The 20,003-nt window shown below is 64.6% G+C and carries 14 protein-coding genes; 5 read left to right on the forward strand and 9 right to left on the reverse strand.

Annotation, left to right across the window (positions count from 1 at the left end):
- Positions 1-10: 10 nt before the first annotated feature.
- The 8 genes from QCD75_RS16855 to QCD75_RS16890 form a co-directional block, all read right to left on the reverse strand.
- Positions 11-832 carry a hypothetical protein gene (locus tag QCD75_RS16855; RefSeq protein ID WP_301230483.1) on the reverse strand — a complete coding sequence of 274 codons (822 nt, stop codon included), beginning with the start codon at positions 830-832 and terminating at the stop codon, positions 11-13.
- Between the two features lie 123 nt (positions 833-955).
- Positions 956-3,286, reverse strand: coding sequence for a hydantoinase B/oxoprolinase family protein (locus tag QCD75_RS16860; protein WP_301230485.1), 2,331 nt, complete (start codon positions 3,284-3,286; stop codon positions 956-958).
- Between the two features lie 62 nt (positions 3,287-3,348).
- On the reverse strand, positions 3,349-5,475 hold the full coding sequence (locus tag QCD75_RS16865; protein WP_301230487.1) for a hydantoinase/oxoprolinase family protein: 2,127 nt from the start codon (positions 5,473-5,475) through the stop codon (positions 3,349-3,351).
- A gap of 27 nt (positions 5,476-5,502) precedes the next feature.
- Positions 5,503-5,955, reverse strand: coding sequence for an acetone carboxylase subunit gamma (locus tag QCD75_RS16870; protein WP_301230489.1), 453 nt, complete (start codon positions 5,953-5,955; stop codon positions 5,503-5,505).
- A gap of 38 nt (positions 5,956-5,993) precedes the next feature.
- Positions 5,994-7,922, reverse strand: a complete 1,929-nt coding sequence (locus QCD75_RS16875; protein ID WP_301230491.1) for a hydantoinase/oxoprolinase family protein — start codon at positions 7,920-7,922, stop codon at positions 5,994-5,996.
- Positions 7,923-8,256: 334 nt separating this feature from the next.
- On the reverse strand, positions 8,257-9,777 hold the full coding sequence (locus QCD75_RS16880; RefSeq protein WP_301230493.1) for an FAD-dependent oxidoreductase: 1,521 nt from the start codon (positions 9,775-9,777) through the stop codon (positions 8,257-8,259).
- Positions 9,778-10,091: 314 nt separating this feature from the next.
- Positions 10,092-11,381: an FAD-binding oxidoreductase gene (locus tag QCD75_RS16885; RefSeq protein WP_441005507.1), complete on the reverse strand. Its 1,290-nt coding sequence runs from the start codon at positions 11,379-11,381 to the stop codon at positions 10,092-10,094.
- Between the two features lie 193 nt (positions 11,382-11,574).
- Positions 11,575-13,260: an L-lactate permease gene (locus QCD75_RS16890; protein WP_301230535.1), complete on the reverse strand. Its 1,686-nt coding sequence runs from the start codon at positions 13,258-13,260 to the stop codon at positions 11,575-11,577.
- Positions 13,261-13,605: 345 nt separating this feature from the next.
- On the opposite strand from QCD75_RS16890, the gene QCD75_RS16895 reads away from it, so the two are divergent.
- The 3 genes from QCD75_RS16895 to ligD all read left to right on the forward strand — a co-directional run bounded on the left by QCD75_RS16895 (position 13,606) and on the right by ligD (position 17,631).
- Complete coding sequence (locus tag QCD75_RS16895) at positions 13,606-15,792, forward strand: malate synthase G (RefSeq protein WP_301230496.1); 2,187 nt, start codon at positions 13,606-13,608, stop codon at positions 15,790-15,792.
- The gene (locus tag QCD75_RS16900; RefSeq protein WP_301230498.1) at positions 15,789-16,217 is read left to right on the forward strand and encodes a GlcG/HbpS family heme-binding protein; all 429 of its coding nucleotides are present in this window, start codon (positions 15,789-15,791) and stop codon (positions 16,215-16,217) included. Before QCD75_RS16895 ends, QCD75_RS16900 begins: the two co-directional genes overlap by 4 nt.
- A 169-nt stretch (positions 16,218-16,386) precedes the next feature.
- Entirely contained in the window at positions 16,387-17,631 is a 1,245-nt protein-coding gene (ligD, locus tag QCD75_RS16905; RefSeq protein ID WP_301230500.1) for a non-homologous end-joining DNA ligase, read from the forward strand.
- Positions 17,632-17,638: 7 nt separating this feature from the next.
- Here the strand turns inward: ligD and QCD75_RS16910 are convergent, their stop codons facing one another.
- Positions 17,639-18,103, reverse strand: coding sequence for a phage tail protein (locus tag QCD75_RS16910; protein ID WP_301230502.1), 465 nt, complete (start codon positions 18,101-18,103; stop codon positions 17,639-17,641).
- Positions 18,104-18,241: 138 nt separating this feature from the next.
- On the opposite strand from QCD75_RS16910, the gene QCD75_RS16915 reads away from it, so the two are divergent.
- Both QCD75_RS16915 and QCD75_RS16920 read left to right on the forward strand, forming a co-directional pair.
- Positions 18,242-19,039: an isocitrate lyase/PEP mutase family protein gene (locus QCD75_RS16915; RefSeq protein ID WP_301230504.1), complete on the forward strand. Its 798-nt coding sequence runs from the start codon at positions 18,242-18,244 to the stop codon at positions 19,037-19,039.
- A gap of 135 nt (positions 19,040-19,174) precedes the next feature.
- A complete protein-coding gene (locus QCD75_RS16920) occupies positions 19,175-19,966 on the forward strand; it encodes an alpha/beta fold hydrolase (RefSeq protein WP_301230506.1) in 792 nt (263 codons plus the stop codon).
- The last annotated feature ends 37 nt before the right edge of the window (positions 19,967-20,003 follow it).

Consider the following 20,003-nt stretch of genomic DNA (forward strand, 5'->3'; position numbering starts at 1 on the left):
CCAGCGGCGGCTACCCCAGGGTTTCCAGCCTTGCCAGTACGCCTTCCGGCGAAGCGGCGCTGGGAATCTCGCCCAGGTAGAAGTCCCCGGCAGGCAGTGCCACGTCCGGTTCCAGCCAGAACTCTGCAGGGATATAGGCGCCCGCTGCGGCGTCCCCCTGCAGGCGGGCCCGGTCGTCGTCGAGCTGTCCCAGTGTCCAACGGTAGTTGCCGGCCAGATTGGCAATCGGCGTGTAGGCCTCCAGGGGAACGTGCACGCCGCGGGAGGCGCCGGCAGGGGTCCGGTTGTCCAACAGGAGGCCGGCGATGGGGAGTCCCGCGAAGGCCCGCAGCCAGTCACTGACATACATGGAGGCGTTCTCGGCGTTGTCGGCGTCGAGGCCGTCCGTGTTGTCGGCGCCCGAGAAGTGGTGTGTTGCGATGAGCCACGCCATCGGCGACGGGAAGCGCAGCACCACAGGCTGGCGGGCTGTCTTGGTGAACACGGTAACGAAGTCCAGCACCGCCCGGTTGAGGTCGTCGTCGCCCAGCAAAGTCCTCAGCGCGAAACCCGTCCGGGATCTGGCCGCCATGGCGGTCTCGAGCCCGGTGTTGCCGGTGGTCAAATGACCGTACAGCCGGTTCAGGTCCAGGAGCGCCACGTCCGGCCGGAGGAGCCCCTGTGCCTGGGCGAAGAAAGCCGCGTATGCGGTGGCGTTGTCCCAGGGGACGGGGCGGCCGCGAAGAATCACGGACGCTGCGTACTCGTGGTGGTCGAACACCACAGCTTTCGGCCGGCCCGACGGAGGGGAGGCAACAACGTTGGCGAGTGTGGTGGCAGTGGAAGTGGTCATGACGTCTTTCTCCAAACTTTGGCGGATAGCGGCCTTCAGCGCCGCACCGTCCTGAAGTCGGAGGATGCGGCGCTGAAGGCTTCTTGTGTTGCTGCGTCCCGGGCCGGGACGTGCCGTATCGGGCTAGGACTTGCGGTGGACGACTTCCCCGTGCTTGAGTTCGAGCTCGCGGATCCGGTCCTCCAGTGCACTGATCTTGACTTCCCTGCGGTCCGGGAGCATGATCAGCGGCAGCTTGTCGATGGTCGCTTTGACCCGTTCCGGCCCGTTGTTGGTGAAGTGGGTGGCGGTGAGCTCCTCCGTGTCGTCGCCCCAGGACCCGTAGTAGAGCAGATCCTTCGGGGGCTCGGTCTTTACGTAGCCCTCGAGGAACTCCTTGTACGGCTTGCCGCGGGCGATCCGGGCCTGCCGCGAGTCATGGCGCAACTGGGTGGTTGCCTCCTGGTCCACCACGAAGGTTTCCGGGTCCCAGACGACGCCGTAGATGCTGGTGGCGACCTTCGGCGAAATACGGCCGAGTTCCAGATCCTTGGCCACGGCTTCCGGATCACGTTCCAGAACATCGCCGTACCCGCCGCCGGAGCCCTGCGCGATCATGTACATCTCGCCATCCTTGGCGACGTCGAACTGCAGCCCCATATGGGCAGTGGTGTATTTACCGCCCTCGTAGGGCTGCTCGTTCATGATCCGTTCCATGGACAAATCGAATTTGCTGGAGTCCTTGCGGATGATGTCGTAGATGTTGATGCCCTTGACCATGGCCAGCGGGGTCGTGCTGCAGCCGTAGCCGCCGAACATTCCCGTGACGGACGAGAACTTGGACCCCGAGGTAACGGTCATGAAGCCCCACATCGGCGTTCCCTCGGCGGCAACGATCATCTCGTAGCCCATGCCGCCGCTGTTCTTGCCGAAGCCCTGGTTGTCGCGGACGATCCGCTTGCTGACCAGCTGCATGAAAGGAACTTCCTCTTCCATGACTTCCTGTTCCGCCGTGTCGGCCATGGCGCAGAACAGCGGCGAGACGGCGTCTTCACCGTCGCGGAATGCCTTGGCGCCGCCGCCCATGCCATTGAGGTCGGCACACAGGTTACCCACCTGGTCCCCATGCTGGGTCAGGCCTCCCCACAGGAAGGTGTTGATCTGGTTGAACCACGGGGCCAGGACATTGGAGAACTTCTCCGGGTTGGAGAACTGCATCTTGGCAAAGGCGGTCTGCAGGGCTGAGAATCCCCGGAACGACGCCTGCAGCGACTGCCCCATCGGTGCATCGTAACCAGCGTCGGCCCAGGTGTGTTCATCCGAGATGATGTCGATGGGCGACATCGCCGAGGTGCAGCGGGGCAGGTCAGGCCACCAGAACGCCAGGATCGCCTGCATCATCATCGACTTGACCGAGCACAACGGGGAGTTGATGGCCCGGTTGAGGATTTCCGGGCCCGTTCCCCTGAGGTCCACCGTCATCTTCTCACCCTTGACCGTCACCTTGCAGGCGAACTTGATCAGGATGTTCTCCTTGAGCGTGGAGTCCATGAACTGGTTGAAGGACACGGTCCCGTCCGGGAGTTCACTGATGCGGCGCTTGACTTCCTGCTCCACGTCTTCGACGGTGACCCGCAGCGCGGCGACGAAGGTCTCCACTCCCACTTCGTCGATGATGCTGTCGACGCGTTCCTGGATGCGCTGGACGGCACCGATCTTGACCTTCAGGTCAGCCAGTTGCAGCTTGGGATCGCGGACCGAGTGCTGCAGGAACGTCAGCAGGTCCCGCCGCAGCTCGCCCTTCTCGACAATCTTGAATGGGGACATCCGGAGTCCGTCGTCGAACGGGGTCTCGGAGCCTGACGGCATTCCGCCGGGCTCGCAGGCCCCGTTCTCGCCTTCGTGGATGGTCGCGGCGACCCAGGCGATGATCTTTCCCTCGCGGAAGATCGGCATGATCATGGACTGGTCCGTGTTGTGGACGTTTCCGTACCGGGCATCGTTGTGGATGAATCCGTCGCCGGGGTTGATCCCGACCGTCGGCTCGTCCTTCCAGTACTTCATGATGTAGCGGATCGGGTGATGCAGGATCGCCGAGAACGCGATCACGCCGTGGCAGGACAGGTAGGTGACGTCCCCTTCCGCGGTGTAGATCGCCGTCGTCAGGTCCCCCCATTTGGCGCCGGGAGCGGCACCCATGGCCTCGCACATTTCGTAGCCCTCGTCCAGGGCGCCGGCCAGGCGCTTGCGGATGCGGTCCACCTTGATCGGGTCCACACCCTTGGAGATGCACTCATCCTCATAGGCGGACCGGGACGTGATCTGGTGGCTTCGCATGATGGCCGGGTCCGGGCCGAGGAAGAGGGTGGTTTCGTCCATGAACTGGTCCACCCACTGCTGCTCCTGGGCGGTCAGCGGCTGGGAGGTATCTCCGGCTGGGCCGGTCGTGCTGGGTTCATTTGCTGTAAGCGTCATTGCTGTCGAGCTCCTTCAATGGATTAGCTGGAAGGTCTGGATGGGATCCGCGAGGTGCGGGGTCAGTCTTTGAGGAACCACACGGCTCCCTGGGATGTCGGTTCCAGGCGCCAGGCCGGTTCGACCAGGTATGTGGTGTTTTCCGTGGTGACGATGGCCGGGCCGTGGATGACGTGCTGGTGGTGCAGGGCCTCGGCGTCGTAGACCGGGGTATCCACGGCTCCGTCGATCTTCACGAAGTGGACCTGCCGCGTGCCGACCGGGGTGGGCATGGTCCTGTCATGCCCGGTGTCGATCGAATCGAACTTGACCACGTCCCCGTCCACATAGGACGACACCCTCACGGTCTGGGCCCGGATGCCAGCCTCGGGAGCCTGGCTGCCGGCACCGTAGCGCTTGCCGTAGATATCCGAGAACGTCCGGATCAGGTGCAGGACGTCGGCGACACCGCTCACGCGGTTGATGTCGAACACGACGGCGGTGGTCACCAGCTGGTTGCCGTAGCGCATGTCCATCTCGAGGCTGTAGCGGATGTCGGCAGCGTCGTACCCCTGCCGGACCAGGTCTTCCTTGCCCTTGGCTTCGAGCTCCTGGATGACATTGTTCAGCTCGTCGTAGCTCTGGTAGAGGCTGCGGTCCGTGGGGTTGTACAGCACAACGTGGGAGCCGCGCTCGTGGATGTGGAGCGGTTTCATGTTCCCGGCGCCGCAGGCCGAGAATACCGAGGAAAACGGCGGCGCGAGGATCCTGCGGATGCCGGCGTGATCGGCGATGCCGCAGGCGTGCAGGGGTCCGTTGCCGCCGTAGGCCAGCATGGTGAAGTCTTCCGGGAGATATCCCCGGACCCGCAGCTCCTTTGCCATGCCGATCGCCATCTGCTCGTCGACGGCATTCTTGATGATCTTGGCGACCTGGATGGTATCCATATTCAGGTCATCAGCGAGAACCTCATCGATTGCGTAGACGGAACGCTTTTTGTTCAGCTTGATGTAGCCGTTGGCGTAGTTGTCCGGGTCCAGGTACCCCAGGACCAGGTCGGCGTCCGTGACCGTCGGGCGGAGGCCGCCGCGGTCGTAGCATGCAGGGCCCGGATCCGAGCCCGCCGATTCCGGCCCGATCTGCACTGCGTGGTGGATGCGGTCATAACTGGCGATCGAACCGCCGCCCGCACCCAGCGTCAGCAGGTGGATCATGGGAACCGAGACCAGCCACCGGCCGATGGTCGGCTGGAAGTCGTAGTGTTTGACTCCGCCTTCCGGGACCAGGCCGATGTCGAAGGACGTGCCGCCCATGTCAGTCGAAATCACGTTTCCCAGACCGGTGCTGTGGGCCAGGTGCTGGGCGGCGCCCACACCGGCGATGGGGCCGGAGTGGATGGTCTGCAGGGCATCCGTCGAGTTGGACTGGGCCATACCGCCCGAGTTGTGGATAACAAGCATGGGCTTGTCGTACCCGGACGTGCGCAGGTTGTTGGACAGCTGCCCCAGCGCGTGGAACATGATCTCGTGCAGGAACGCGTCCACGATCGTCGACGTCGCCCGGACGTACTCGCCTTTTCGGCCCGACACCTGGCTTCCCAGCAGGACGGGGATGGCCCCAAGCTCGTGGGCCGGGTACTCGTCGAGGATGATCTCCAGGATCTGCTGCTCATGGACCGGGTTCTCGGTCGAGTTGACCAGGGAGACCACGATCGCTTCCGCTCCGCCGTCCACGAGTTCGCGTACCTGGGTGCGGACATCGTCTTCCATGAGCGAAACGACCACTTTGCCGGCCGAGTTGATGCGTTCCTTCACCGACCGGATCAGGGCACGGGGCACGAGCGGATCAGGGCGGGTGGCATCGGGCATGTTCTGTTGCTTGGAAGGGTCCAGGCCCTCGCCGTAGCCACGGCCGCGGGACAGCGGGATGGTGTCCTCGAAGCCGTGGGTGACCAGTGCCCCCACACGCGGGCCTTTGCCTTCGATCAGGGCGTTGGTGCCGAGCGTGGTGGCATAACGGACGGAATCAACTTCCTTCAGGACGAGGTCCCGGTCCAGGCCGGCGCGTGAGCAGGCGAGGTCGAGCGCTTCGTTGAATCCTTGGGCCAGGTTGTGGTGCGTTGTGAGCGCCTTTGCTTCAACGTACTGGTCTTCCCAGGCAAAAAAGCAGTCGGTAAATGTGCCGCCGATGTCGACGGAAATTCGTTTCATGACCAGTGGTCTCCTTTATTCCAAGTACTAGCTGAACGAATGGGGGGAATGGTTGTGGGTGTTGTGGGAGCCGAGGGCCGGGGCGAAATCGGCAACTGCCTCTTCGCCGGGTCCGTAGTTAATGACGACCTCAGGCTTGGTACCGCGCTTGGCCCATGTTTCGCGGAGCGAGTCGATGTCCCACAGCATGTCCACCGTGGGCGGGTGTCCCGGCGGTACGTACTCCGTTTCCAGCTGCGTCCCGCAGCCCGGGCAGTAGAACTCGAGAATCCGGCAGAAGGTGGGGTCCGGAGCGAACGTGAATTCGTACTTCTCCGGGTCCAGAATGGACTGGTGGATTTCCGTGGGGTCCCGGTCGTAGACCAGCGTCCCCTCCTTGTAGTTGCCGCGGGCCTCGCCGAGGTCCTGGTTGCATACCCTGCAGTTCCACCGCTCGGTATCGAGGTCGATGATCAGATATTCCGTCATTGGAATTCGCATAGCGTGTTTCACCTGTTTTTCTTGCTGGTTGTGTGGGGTCACTTCTGGAGGGTGTCTGTAAGCATGAGGTCGCCGGAGACCGTCACGTCGAAGACCCAGCCATGCGGCACTCGGGCCGTGAAGTAGGGGCCTTCGACGATTGCGGGGCCCGACGCCGATGCCCCGGCGGTTTGGCTGTCCAGGTCGAAGACCTGCACCTCGTCCACCTTGTCCACGGCGGAGCGGACCTTGCGGGTGGAAGCGGCGACGGCGGGCGTCTTCGCCACCGATTCGGCCCGCCTGATCGATGCGTGCGGCAGCTCGTACCGGGCAGTCAGGGTCAGCATGGTGTTGTGTTCGCTGGTGCCGGGCTGCGGATCGGAAGCCAGGTACGGCAGTTCGGAAACCAGCTGGCCGTCGGCGTCTTCCAGCACCACGTTCCATTCGAGCCGGCATTCGTCAATTTCGTGTCCCTCCTGGAACATGTCCCGCGTAGCCCGGGCCAGCAGCGTCGACTTGGTGGCGCCGAAGTCCTGCGCGTCCATTCCGGCGACATTGGCCTCGTAAGTCTGCGCAATGTCAGAAAAGCCGATTCCGAAGGCTGAGAAGACCGCGGCCATCTTGGGTACCAGGACACGGCGGACGCCGGCGATCCGCGCGGCACCGCAGGCGCTCATGGGTCCGGCACCTCCGAACGCGGCAACTGTTGTGGCCGCCGCGTCCTCGACGTCGGCGGCGAAGGACTGCGCCATGCGATGGAAGTAGGCGGCCTCCATCCGGATGAGGGCGTCGTTGAGGGTGATCCCCAACGGTTCTGCGATGACCTCGGTGATGACGGCGCGGGAGCGTTCCGCGTCAAGGCTGAAACCTCCGTCGAGGTAGGTGTCCGGATCGAGCACGCCGAGCAGGAGATTTACGTCCGTGATAGTGGCCTGCTTGCCCCCAAAACCAAAACAAGCAGGACCCGGTGCAGCTCCGACGCTCTCGGGGCCGACGGTGATGACGCCGTCGCGCAGGGCGATGACGGAGCTGCCTCCCACACCGCTGGAGTGGACGTTGCTCATTTCGAATGAGACCGGCACTCCCTGGATGGTGCCCCGGCGGTCCGTCGAGATGGTGGAGTTCTTTACCGAGCCGACGTCCGTGGTGGTGCCGCCGACGTCGATCATGAGTACGTGCGCGAGCCCGTAGGCCGCCGAGAGGGCCTTGGTCCCTTCCAGGCCGCCGCGGGGGCCGGACGAGTACGTCTTCAGCGCGACGGACTTGGCCACCCGTGACGAGGCGCCGTCATTGCGGTAGATGAGGAGCGGGTTCTTGACCTTATGGTCCCGCAGCCGGTGCTCGGTGCTGTACAGGAACCGCTCCATGGTCGGATGCAGGAAGGAGTTGATGATTCCGGACCACACCCGGCGGGCCCGGACTATGTCGGGCGTGAATTCCCAGGAGAACAACATGGGAACTGAGCCCAGCAGGTGGCGGGGGAACTTCCGGAGCAGAACGCCTTTGACGGCCTTCTCCTTGTCGCGGTCCCCCATGGCGATGACAAGCCGTGCGGCGCCGTCGGTCGTCAGCCGGTTGACGTGCTTGACGATTTCCTGGGCGAGCTCCTCCACGTCCTGTTCGGCGTTGATGACTGCCACCCGCGTGCCGACGAGGTCTTCAAACAGCTCAGCTGCCGCCGCCCCGTCGCGGAGTTCGCCGGCCAGCGTGGGGCTGTCCGTGAGGATGCCAATCCGTGGACCCTTGCGCTCGACGAGGGCATTCGTGCCCTGGGTGGTGGAATACCGGATGTGACGGGTGGAGTGCAGAAGCCCGGGGAGATCCTCTTCGCCGAAGATCTCCTTGGAAGCTTTGGCCATGCCGTCGAAGAGACACTGGGAGAGGTCAAAGGGCGTCGTGAGGGTCTTCGTAAACGAGAAATTCTCACCGTCCCAGACACAAATATCGGTCAGCGTCCCACCGTTGTCGATGTTAATGAGCCGTTCCATTGATACTCCTTTGTATGTTGAGGTGCGGTGAAACCAGCGGCGTATTCCTCGACTTGAGACTGTGATCCAAGCCACATTGAGGACTGGTTTCAGTGTGGCTCAGCAGCCGGAGTGGCCCGCTACTACCTTCCCGGGTGGACTATTCGCGGCCCTGGGCGGCTACCCGGGTGGTCCCCCGTCAGCCGGCCATGAATTCCGGCGCCGGGGGCGGACAGCGGCTTACCGAAAATGCAGAAATGGCACTGCGCCAGCCCGCCATCGAATACGGCGCAGCAACGGTCAGCTACTTGCTGGGAATGCTGTTCGGAACCCTGTGAGTCGGGATCAGGCTCGATCAGGGGGTTGCGGGCCGGGAGGCGAGGTTGATACTGGCGGGACCCTGGATGACTGTGCCGTCGGTGGCAAACCGGGAGCCGTGGCAGGGGCAGTCCCAGGTCACATCCGCCGCGTTGAACTCGACAGTGCAGCCCAAGTGCGTGCAGATCGCCGAGACCGACCGTAAATTGCCGGCCGGATCAGCGTAGACGGCGATCTTTTCGCTGTCTTTTTCGATGACTACCCCCTCCCCCGGGGCTGGAACTACGGGAGCATCCTTGTCTTCCTGGCGGGGCGCCGCCTGCTGCGGCCGGGGCGGAGTTGAAACGCTCTGGCCAGCCGCCGCTGTGCCCCCTCCCCGGGGCTCCCGGTTGCTGTCGAATACACGCGCCCAGGGGTTGGGCCGGCCGCACAGGGTGTCGGCAAGGATCAGGGCCGCGGCGGTGCCGTTGGTCAGGCCCCATTTCCGCAAACCGGTGATCACATGCACGTGGGCGGAGTCCGGGGACATCAGTCCGACATACGGCAGCCCGTCAATGGGGATGCCATCCTGGGTGGACCAGCGGAATGCCGACTCACCGGTGCCGAGGCGGTCACGGCTGAAAGCGGCCAGGCGTCGGTAGCGCTCTGCCGTGTCGCCGGAGTCCTCCGCCCGGTGGCCTTCGCCTCCGGCGAGCACGTAACCGGTGCCATCGATGTCAACGGCCAGAATCGAACGCATCGGCTCGTCGACACTGATGTACGTCCCCTCCAGCGGCGCGGATCCCGCCCGGCTGGCGACGAGGTAGGAGCGGTGCAGGATGTTCCGTGCAGCGAAGCTTCCCTGGTCGCCGAAAGGGACATTGGTGGCCACAATGACATCCCGCGCACGGACGGATCCCCGCGCCGTTTCCACGACAACCGGGGAACCGTCCCGGAGCGTCAGCGCCCGGGAATCCTCAAATACAAAGCTGCCCGCGCCGTCGACCGCGCGGGCAAGGCCCTGCAGGTATCTCACAGCGTGGAGCTGCGCCTGATTATCAAAGCGGATGGCGCCCTTGACCGCGAAGGGCAGCGGCACATCGGCGGTAAAGATGGAAGGAAGGCCGAGCCTGGCGGCCAAAGCGGCTTCGTTCCGGACGAGGCTCAGGGCCTCGTCGGTTTCGGCGTAGGTGAAGTTGGGTACCCGGTGGAAACCGCAGTCGATGCCCTCATCAGAAACGACGCGCGCGATGTGTTCGACGGCGGCCTGGTTCGCCTGCCCATAGCTGCCCGCAGCGTCAGTGCCGTGGCGCCCGGCAAGCTCGGTGTACACCAGGCGGTGCAGCGAGGTCACCTTACCGGTGGTGTGCCCCGTGACACCTGTACCCACACGCGCCGCCTCAATCACCGCGACCGATTGGCCGGCCCGTTTCAGCGCCAGCGCTGCAGTCAGGCCCGCAACGCCCCCGCCGATCACTGCGGTGTCGACATCGATGTCGGTGCCGAGCGAGGCATAACCCGTGCCCTCCGCAGTGGCGATCCACAGGGAAATGGCCTGCCCTTGCGACTTCTCACTCATACCCATGCCCTCCTACGAGCACACCATACTGCCGCGAACAGCGTGTTGTCCCGCGATGCCGCCATACCCTGCGAGCAGGTCAGCAATCAGGCAATGACACCACGGCAGAAATGGGGCCGGGTCGCGGGCCGGTGTGGACGCAATCGCCATGGGCAGGGTGGGAGGAGAGGGCCTCCTGGCCTCGAGATGGGCAGGATAACCCAAATCGATTCCGGAGGCCCTCGCCTTTTACGTCACGCCGCGCTGTTCACGGGCCCACATCGGGGTGTGGGTCTGCGGAGCGGCTGCCCCGTGTTAGCCGCAGTTCGAAACCCCTAGATTGCCTTGCCCGGGTTGAGGATGCCGAGCGGGTCAAATACCTTCTTGATGGCGTGCTGCAGTTCGAGGGAATCGGTCCCCAGTTCGTCGCGCAGCCAGTCGCGCTTGAGGATTCCAACTCCATGTTCCCCGGTGAGTGTGCCGCCCAGGTTCCGGGCTAAATGAAACATCTGACCAAGCGCAGCTTTCGCTGGTCCGTCCGTGGCGGATTGGTTTGCGTCGAGGACAATCATCGGGTGCAGGTTGCCGTCGGCGGCGTGGGCAACGGTAAAGATCCTGACTCCAGTGCGGTGTGAAATTTCCTCGATCCCGATGACCATCTCGGCGAGGCGTCCGCGCGGAACACCGACGTCACCTATGCAGACGTTGCCCAACAATTCGAGGGAAGGAATGGCCTCTCGACGCACTCTCAACAGTTCGGCGGTTCTATCCGGGTCCGTGGCTTTTTCGTAGGACAACGCGAGCGGTGCAATGGCTTGAATGAGCACCTCCTGTTCAAGGAAGGCCCCGTACCCGTCAGTTTGAGCGAGGAGGAAGGCACCCCCGCGGCTTCGATAGTCGGTCCCCAGTGCGGCATCAACGGCCGACAGCGTCCCGCCGTCCATCAGCTCCAGCACGGAGGGCGTGATACGTGCAGCAATGATGGCCGAGGCGGCTTGGGCGGCGGTAACGATGTCCGGGAAGAATGCCGCGACGGTTGCCGTCGCCACGGGGAGCGGCCGTAGACGCAACGTCGCTTCAACGACGATCCCGAGGGTCCCTTCGGATCCAATCATGAGGGCGTTGAGGTCATACCCCGTGACGCCCTTGATCGTTTCCCGGCCTGTTACCAGGAGCCGCCCGTCGGGCAGCACAACCTTCAGCGCAAGGACGGACTCACGCGTGACGCCGTACTTGGCGCACCGCATGCCGCCGGCGTTGGTGGCAATGTTTCCGCCGATGGAGCAGATGGCGGTGCTGGCAGGATCCGGGGCGTAAAAGAGACCGTGTTCGCCGGCGGCGGCGTTGACCTCTGCGTTGAGGATGCCGGGCTCGACGACGATGATCTGCTCCAACGGATCCAGGCGCAGGATTCGGTTCATACCTGACAGATCAAGGACAATCTCGCCTGCCCTGGCAGCCGAACCGGCAGCCAGGCCGGTACCGGCACCCCTGGCGACGATGGGAACGCTCCCCGCCGTCGCGCGGACCATGGTCTCAACGACGTCGTTGATGCTGGTCGCGTACACGACACCGTCCGGCAGTGTATCGGGCGTGTACCCGGACCGGTCGGTATTGACGTTCATGCGGTCGGCCTCGGCAGTCGAACCGTGCCGGGCCGCGGCGACGAGCCTCGCTCCGGCCTCTGAATTGATCTCGCTAACGTGAGTGCTCACAAGGCCTGCTCTCTATGGGTTTTTTTGATTTTTCTCGATCGGGCAAGGGCCCCGTGCACGTGTCGCCGGGCGCCAGACTGGCGCCCGGGACGCCGGTCGTTGTCTAGGGAACCATCCATCCCAAAACCGGGGTGGACTGCAGGACAATAAGGATGGTGATGAACGCCAGGAGGGCCAGGCTCCAGCCGATGAGCTTCCGGAAGAGAACACTCTCCGCCCCGTCCAGCCCAACAGCGGCGGAGGCGACGGCCAGGTTCTGCAGGGAAAGCATTTTCCCCAACACCCCTGCTGAGGAATTGGACGCCGCCATCAGCGTTGGCGAGAGGCCCGTCTGCTGCGCGGCGGTGACCTGCAGCTGCCCGAACAGTGAGTTGGACGAGGTGTCCGAGCCGGTGAGTGCAACGCCGATCCATCCGAGCAGCGGGGATAAAAAGGCGAAGAAGCCCCCGGCGGACGCCAGGGCGATTCCCAGTGAGTTGGTCTGCCCGGAGACGTTCATGACAAACGCCAGCGCAAGAACCGAGGTGACGGTCACGATAGTCCACCGCAGCTGGGACAGCGTGTCGCGATAGATCCGGATACCCCGAAGGGGTGCAAGCCTGTACAGCGCCATAGTGATCATTCCCGAGATCAGCAGCAGCGTCCCGGTGGCCTTGAGATGGTCAAGTTTGAACTTGTGGGCGGAGACCGGGTGCCCGTCAGGATCCACGGCGTCCAGCCCGGGCCATTCGAACGTGACTGACCCGACGGACGTGAGCCAGGATTTCACAACCGGGATTTGTGCGATGGAGAACACGGCCATAATGATCAGATATGGGGCAACAGCCATCCACACCTCGCCGTTGGCCGGCCTCACAGCGGCGCCACCGGTTTTTTCGGGCGTGCCGGCCGGTGCGGCCGCACCGCCCCGGCTCACGCCGCCCAGACCGGAGGACGTTCCATATCCGGTGCGGGTCTGCTTGCCAGCGCTGACAAGCGGGACGTCGGCAGCGTCGCTGCCCGCGACGTCGTTCATTCCGATAATCTCGGCCGGCTGCCAGAACCTCAGCATGAGCAGGACCGCCGCAACGGTCACAATTGCGGCCACGACGTCGGTGAGTTCAACCACGAAGAAGTTCGAGGCAAGGAATTGCGCCAGGCCGAAGACAATGCCTGAGACCAGGGCCACCGGCCAGGTTTGCCGGATGCCCCGCTTGCCATCAACGATGAAGACCAGGATGAGCGGGACGAGGACCGCGACGAAGGGTGTCTGGCGGCCCGCCATGGAACTCAGGTCATGAAGCGGGATGCCGGTAACCCCGTTGAGGGCGATGATCGGAGCGGCCATCGCTCCGAAAGCCACGGGGGCGGTATTGGCCAGCAGCGCAACGATGGCTGACTTCAATGGTTTCATACCGGCAGCCATGAGCATCGCCGCCGAAATCGCAACAGGCGCGCCGAAGCCCGCCAACGCCTCAAGCAGCGCACCGAAACAGAAGGCGACCAGGATCGCCAGAATACGCAGGTCATTGGAAATGGAGCGGATGGTCCGGCCTAAAACCTCAAACCAGGGCGTGTCCACCGTGAGCTTGTATACCCACAGGGCGTTGACGAGGATCCACAGGATCGGAAAAAGGGCATAGAAGGCACCCTGGGCGCCGGCGCTGAGCACCTGGCCGAACGGCATACGCCAGCCCACGATGGCAAGCACGATGGATAGCAACAGGCTCGCGATGGCTGCCTTGGGCGCCCTGACCCGAAAAACCCCGAGAAGAACAAAAAGCAACAGCAGCGGAAGTGCAGCCACCATGGCTGAGATGGCGAGGGAACCCGCTATCGGATCGATGATTTGCTGAAAAGGCTCAAATCTTGGACTCACAAAAACTCCTTTGTTTTCTCCGAGCAATCATCTGGGGTCTGCGATAGCCCTGTGGCCAGGAATCCACTCAGGCTCTTGAATTCCGCATTGTGAAAGAATTCTTTCAGTTGATCGAGGGTACGTGCGATTCAAATCACAGTCAACAGCTGGTCTCCGGCGCGGCGCTGCATCCTGCCGCGCCGGGCAGGATGCGTTGACAGGCGGGCCTGCGCTGGCTAGGTTCTATATATTGATAGTTTTTTTCCACATTACGAAAACTGTAGAAGGATGGTCGGTATGCCAAATCACTTGGAGACCAACGGGCTCCGCGTCGCCGAAGAGCTCTACTCCTTCGTCCGGGACGAAGCGCTACCTGGGACCGGGCTTGAGATGGAGACATTCTGGGCTGGCGCCGCCGGGCTGATCGCGGAGTTCTCGCCGCGGGTGCGGGAACTGCTGGACACCCGTGACCGGATGCAGCAGCAGATCGACGAGTACCACCGTTCACATGGCGCAACGCCCGTGGATCCGGATGACTACGAGGACTTCCTCCGCTCGATCGGCTACCTGGTCGAGGAGCCCGGCGCCTTCACCATCACGACCGACCGGGTTGACCCCGAGATCGCGACGGTCTCCGGTCCCCAATTGGTGGTCCCGCTGCTGAATGCCCGGTTCGCGGCCAACGCGGCCAATGCCCGCTGGGGGTCGCTGTACGATGCGCTGTACGGCACCGACGTCATCGACGACGCGGAGGGACGCGAGCACACGGGCGGTTACAACCCCGTCCGCGGTGCCGCCGTCGTCGCACACGGGCGGCAGTTTCTGGATGAGTACACCAGCCTGGCGGGCGCATCTCACGCCGATGTCACCGCCTACCGGATCGCAGACGGCGCCCTCGTCGCCGAGACGCCCGACGGTCCACGGGGGCTGGCAGATCCGCGGCAGCTCGCGGGCTACCGGGGAGCAGCCGACGAGCCCGAGGCCGTGCTGCTCGTGCACCACGGACTGCACGTGGAAATCCAGATCGACCGCGGCCACTCCATCGGCTCGGGCGACCCGGCCGGTGTTAAGGACATTGTGCTGGAGTCCGCGACCACGACCATTATGGACCTTGAGGACTCTGTGGCGGCGGTCGACGCCGAGGACAAGGTGGCCGGCTACCGCAACTGGCTGCAGCTGATGCAGGGTACCCTGACGGCCGAGGTCGCCAAGGGCGGACGTACCCGGACCCGGCGGCTCAACCCCGACCGCGCCTACACTGCACCCGACGGCTCCGAGCTGACCCTGCCGGGCCGCTCGCTGCTGCTGATCCGCCAGGTAGGCCACCTGATGACCAGCGACGCCGTGCTCGACGCTGCCGGCGCTCCGGTCCCCGAGGAGATCCTCGACGCCCTGTTCACAGGCCTCGGCTCCGTGCACGACCTGCGCGGGCCGCACGCCGGCCACAACTCCCGGGCCGGGTCGATGTACATCGTGAAGCCGAAGATGCACGGACCGGCTGAGGTCGCCGTTGCCTGTGCCCTGCTGGCTGGCACCGAGGCAGTGCTGGGCCTAGAACCCCTCACCCTGAAGATCGGCATTATGGACGAAGAGCGCCGCACATCGGCCAACCTGAAGGCGTGCATCTGGGAGGTACGGGACCGGGTCGCGTTTATCAACACCGGATTCCTGGACCGCACCGGCGACGAGATCCACACCTCAATGCTCGCCGGCCCCATGGTCCGCAAAGCCGACATGCGTAACTCCAGCTGGATCGCGGCCTATGAGGACGCCAACGTCGACATCGGGCTGGAGTGCGGTTTCAGCGGTCGGGCCCAGATCGGCAAGGGCATGTGGGCGGCTCCGGACAACTTGGCGGACATGCTCGCCCAGAAGGTCGCGCACCCGCTCGCCGGCGCCGACTGTGCCTGGGTCCCCTCGCCGACCGCCGCGACCCTGCACGCCATCCACTACCACCAGGTCGACGTTGACGCCCGGCAGGCCGAACTCGCCGGGAAGCGGCGCTCGACCCTGCGGCAGCTGCTCACCATCCCTCTCGGTGACCCCGCCGAGTGGTCCGCCGATGACCGGCGCAACGAGCTGGACAACAACATCCAAAGCACGCTGGGATATGTAGTCCGCTGGGTGAACGACGGCGTCGGGTGCTCCAAGGTCCCCGACATCCACGGCACAGCACTGATGGAAGACCGCGCCACCTGCCGCATCAGCTCACAGCACGTCTCCAACTGGCTTCTGCACGGCATCGTCACCAGGGAAGAGGTGGAAGCGTCACTGCGGCGAATGGCCGCGGTGGTCGACGAACAGAACACTTCGGACCCTGGCTACACGCCCCTGTCCCCGGCGTTCGATACGGAGGCATTCCTCGCGGCCCGCGAACTCGTCCTCGACGGCGCCGCACAACCGTCGGGCTACACCGAGCCTGTCCTGCACCGGCGCCGTGCGGCGCACAAGCACACCGAAGATCTGGCGAGGAACGCATCATGAGCATGACATTGGAAACAGCAAACTCCATCATCGCCGACGCCCTCGCGGCGGCCCAGCAGCACGGGTTCAAACCGCTGACCGTCGTCGTGCTCGACGCCGGCGGCCACGTCATCGCCGCCGCGCGCCAGGACGGCGCCTCGAATAACCGATTTGAGATCGCACAGGGCAAGGCGTACGGGGCGTTGGCTCTGGGGATGGGCTCGCGTGCCATCATGGAGCGCGCCGAGCAGCAGGCTTACTTCATCGCGGCGGTGACCGCCACTCTGGGTGGCCGGCTCATCCCGGTACCCGGTGGCGTACTGGTACGCGATAACGACGGCACGATCCAGGGTGCCGTCGGCATCAGCGGCGACAGCTCCGACAACGACGAGACCGCGGCCTCGACGGCGATCGAGGCCGCCGGTCTGACGGCACAGGTGGACTGACAAGGCGACAGCTGAGGCCCATGCCCCGACGGCGTGTCGGCCTCAGCTGCTGCGGGGATCAGGTCCGCATGCAGCGGCGCAAGGGCCAGGCCCGGGCATTTACCGGGACAAATTCCCCTGCCGCGCAGCTGGTCTGGCCGGGACATCCGATCATTGCTAGCGTGGCGGCATGCCCCTGTCCAAGACCCCGGCCGAGATCCTCAACATTGCCGGCACCGAGGTTCGCATCTCGAGTCCGGACAAGGTGGTGTTCCCCGAGCCCGGGCTGACGAAGCTCGACTTGGTTCGCTACTACCTCGCCGTCGCGGATGGCGCGCTGCGGGGCGCCGGCGGACGGCCCATGGTGCTCAAGCGCTTCCCGAAGGGGATCGGCGCTGAGCCGTTCTTCCAGAAGCGCGTGCCTGAAAACCACCCCGATTTCATCGACACGGTGACGCTGCACTACGCATCGGGGACCTCAGCCCAAGAGGCCGTCATCCGGGATGCTGCGGGCCTGGCGTGGGTCGTGAATCTCGGATGCCTGGACCTTAACCCGCACCCCGTGCGGGCCGAGGACCTCGAGCACCCCGACGAGCTCCGGGTCGACCTCGACCCGATGCCGGGCGTCGACTGGTCGCAGATCGTTGACGTCGCCTATGTCGCACGGGAGGTGCTCGACGACGTCGGCCTGGTGGGGTGGCCGAAAACGAGCGGTTCGCGGGGACTCCACATCCTGGTCCGCATTGCGCCCCGGTGGTCGTACCGCGACGTGCGGCTCGCCTCCGAGGCCCTCGCCCGCGAGGTCGAGAACCGCGCCCCGGGCCTCGCCACCGCCCGGTGGTGGAAGGAGGAGCGCGGCGAGAGTGTGTTCGTCGACTTCAACCAGAACGCCAAGGACCGCACGGTGGCGTCGGCGTACTCGATCCGGCCCCTGCCCGACGCCCGGGTCTCGACTCCGCTCACCTGGGCCGAGGTTTCCTCCACCCGGCCGGAACAATTCACGGTGCCCACGGTGCTGGAACGCTTCGCAGCGGCGGGCGATCCCCACGCCGGACTCGACGACGCGGTCGGGACTCTCGACGGACTCCTCGCCCTGGCTGCCCAGCTCGGCCCCGCCGAAAAGCCGCCGCGCGGCAGCGACGGCTCGGGCCGGCGGCAGTCGGCGATGCCGCTAATCGAGGTGGCCCGGACCAAGTCCAAACCCGAGGCGCTCGCGGCGCTCGAGGAATGGAAGGGCCGGCACGCGAACCTCGTCCCGGCCCTGCGCCCCGCCGACGTCCTCGTCGACGGGATGCGCGGATCGAGTTCGCTCTGGTACCGGGTGCGGGTGAACCTGCAGCACGTACCCGAGAATGAGCGGCCGCCGCAGGAGGAGCTCATCGCCGACTACGACCCGTGGGCCGGCAAACAGTGGCCGGGGCGCCCTGGGTCCTGACACCTGATCAGTACTCGCCCTTGATTACGAAATAGGGGCCGCGGACAACCCCGGCCAGTTTCGACTTCTGGCGGGCGAACTTGAAGCGTGATGCCAGTTCCTGCGGAATCTCCATGCCTTCCGCCAGTTTGAATCCCACGGCTCGCTTCCCGCCATCTTCGATGCTGTACATGATGTTGATCGACAGCCCGGACTCGTAGAACACGTATTCCATCCGCAAACCGTCCACCTCGAAGGCGGTCGCTTCGAGCGGGCGCGACCCGATGACGATGTCACGCTCTTCCTTGAGGATGCGGCTCACCCGGTCGACCACCTCCGGAACCTCGCTTGCAGGGCTCACGGTGAAAACATGGCCATACTTGTTGCGGTAGTAGCGCCCCTCATTGGCGCGCAACCCAGCGAGCGCCCCGGCGACCGGAGACGATTCCAGACCGACAATAGAAACGTTCTCGAAGTCAACAACGTAAGGCATGGCGCCTCCTGATTAGATGTGCTGGACCAACGATAACGTGGCCCCAGCGACCGGATGAATGGATCCCTTGCACCGCCCGGACGATTTTGTAGACTGAACACGCATTCACCATGCGGTAGGCAGAGGATGGCAATGAAAATGGCGACCTTTCGGGAACTCCACCACACTGCTACGCCACTCCTGCTGCCCAATGCCTGGGACATCGGATCCGCCTTGGCATTTGCCACAGCAGGATTCCCGGCCGTCGGCACCACCAGCTTTGGCATAGCGGCAAGTGCCGGCCTGCCGGACGGAGGCCGGTCCAGCAAGGCGGCAACCGCCGCACTGGTGGCCCAGATGTGCCGCCTGCCTGTCCACGTCACGGCGGACATCGAAGACGGCTACTCCGAGGACCCCGCCGAGGTTGCGGAACTTGTGGCCCAACTGGCTGCCCTTGGCGTGGCCGGGGTAAACCTGGAGGACAGCACGGGCGGGCACCTGGTCGATCCGGCAGCCTTCGCCGACAAAGTTGCCGCCGTCAAGCGACGCAGCCCGGCTATGTTCATCAACGCCCGGGTGGACAACATATGGTTCGGTGAACAGGCCACTGTGGATGCCGTCCTGCGGCGGGCCTCGGCCTACGCCGGTGCCGGGGCGGACGGCATCTTTGTCCCCGGACTTGTGGTCCCGGAAGACATCCAGATCATCACCGCCGGCATCGGGCTGCCGGTCAACGTGCTGGCACATCCCTCGCTGACGGTTGCCGAGCTGGGTGAACTTGGGGTCCGGCGTGTGAGTTCCGGCTCCCTGCCGTACCGCGCAGCAGTTGACGCGGCGGTGAACCTGGTCAACGCCCTACGTGACGGCAAGCCGTTGCCAGCCGCCACTCCGTACTGGGAAATGCAGACGCGTCTCGTGTCATTCCGTCAGGGCCTGGCAGAGGGCGTCGGAGACTGAAGCTGGAGCGAGACGCGCCAGATATCCCCGCAAGACCGCGACGGGGCGCCGACAAGATTCTCGGCCGGCGGGCACCGGGAGGCCACTTACTTTGGGGTGGTGTTACTGTCACGCATCAATCAATACGATGTTGACATGCAGCGACGAATCAACGACGTCTTGATTCATTACGTCGAGCACGGTCGGGGCGTGCCCCTTATTGCGCTTCACGGCGCCGGTGTTGATCACCGCGAGATTGAGGCCGCCATCGAGGCCGTCGTCCCCGGCTATGGATACCGGCGGATCTATCCGGATCTGCCAGGAATGGGACGCTCCACGACCGGCCACTTGGGCTGCAACGACGATGTGGTCGCGCTCATCGCCGGATTCATTGATCGTCTGGGGGCCGGACCGGTGATGCTGCTTGGGCATTCCTACGGCGCGTACCTTGCGCGCGGGGTCGCCGCACAGCGGCCGGACATCGTGCGCGCTCTGGCCTTGCTGTGCCCCGTCGCCGAGCGCTCACAAAATGTGCCAGCCCATGAGGTCGTTTGTCAGGACGCCAACGCGTACGACGAACTCGAACCTGAGCAACGGCACGGTTTCGATGAATACTTCGTCGTGCGCACACCGGCCACCGCACGCCGTTACCGCGGCCATGTCGTTCCGGGCACGACGCTCGTCGACGCGACTGGGCTGGGCCGGATCTTCGCCGGATGGGCTGTCGACGTCGGATCGGGCACCTTCCCGGCGCAGACGCTGATCGCGGCCGGACGACAGGATTCGATCGTTGGGTACACCGATGCAATGGACTTACTCCAGCACTATCCACACGCCACCCTGTTGGTAGCCGACGGCGCCGGCCACGCCCTCATGCACGAGCGACCCGAGCTCCTCGCCGCATTGCTCGGTGACTGGCTTCACCGGGCCCGCCCAGACGACAAGTGACCACCTACGCCCCGAGACTCGGGCCGATCACAAGGAT

Source organism: Arthrobacter sp. PsM3 (genome assembly GCF_030433895.1).
Lineage (GTDB): Bacteria > Actinomycetota > Actinomycetes > Actinomycetales > Micrococcaceae > Arthrobacter.

Excerpts from the sequence above, each read along its gene's own strand:
- QCD75_RS16915 (WP_301230504.1), top strand. The coding sequence starts at position 18,242 with ATGGCGACCTTTCGGGAACTCCACCACACTGCTACGCCACTCCTGCTG.
- QCD75_RS16855 (WP_301230483.1), bottom strand. The coding sequence starts at position 832 with ATGACCACTTCCACTGCCACCACACTCGCCAACGTTGTTGCCTCCCCT.
- QCD75_RS16895 (WP_301230496.1), top strand. The coding sequence starts at position 13,606 with ATGCCAAATCACTTGGAGACCAACGGGCTCCGCGTCGCCGAAGAGCTC.
- QCD75_RS16875 (WP_301230491.1), bottom strand. The coding sequence starts at position 7,922 with ATGGAACGGCTCATTAACATCGACAACGGTGGGACGCTGACCGATATT.
- QCD75_RS16860 (WP_301230485.1), bottom strand. The coding sequence starts at position 3,286 with ATGACGCTTACAGCAAATGAACCCAGCACGACCGGCCCAGCCGGAGAT.
- QCD75_RS16885 (WP_441005507.1), bottom strand. The coding sequence starts at position 11,381 with ATGAACGTCAATACCGACCGGTCCGGGTACACGCCCGATACACTGCCG.
- QCD75_RS16880 (WP_301230493.1), bottom strand. The coding sequence starts at position 9,777 with ATGAGTGAGAAGTCGCAAGGGCAGGCCATTTCCCTGTGGATCGCCACT.
- ligD (WP_301230500.1), top strand. The coding sequence starts at position 16,387 with ATGCCCCTGTCCAAGACCCCGGCCGAGATCCTCAACATTGCCGGCACC.
- QCD75_RS16890 (WP_301230535.1), bottom strand. The coding sequence starts at position 13,260 with ATGGTGGCTGCACTTCCGCTGCTGTTGCTTTTTGTTCTTCTCGGGGTT.
- QCD75_RS16870 (WP_301230489.1), bottom strand. The coding sequence starts at position 5,955 with ATGCGAATTCCAATGACGGAATATCTGATCATCGACCTCGATACCGAG.
- QCD75_RS16910 (WP_301230502.1), bottom strand. The coding sequence starts at position 18,103 with ATGCCTTACGTTGTTGACTTCGAGAACGTTTCTATTGTCGGTCTGGAA.
- QCD75_RS16920 (WP_301230506.1), top strand. The coding sequence starts at position 19,175 with ATGCAGCGACGAATCAACGACGTCTTGATTCATTACGTCGAGCACGGT.
- QCD75_RS16900 (WP_301230498.1), top strand. The coding sequence starts at position 15,789 with ATGAGCATGACATTGGAAACAGCAAACTCCATCATCGCCGACGCCCTC.
- QCD75_RS16865 (WP_301230487.1), bottom strand. The coding sequence starts at position 5,475 with ATGAAACGAATTTCCGTCGACATCGGCGGCACATTTACCGACTGCTTT.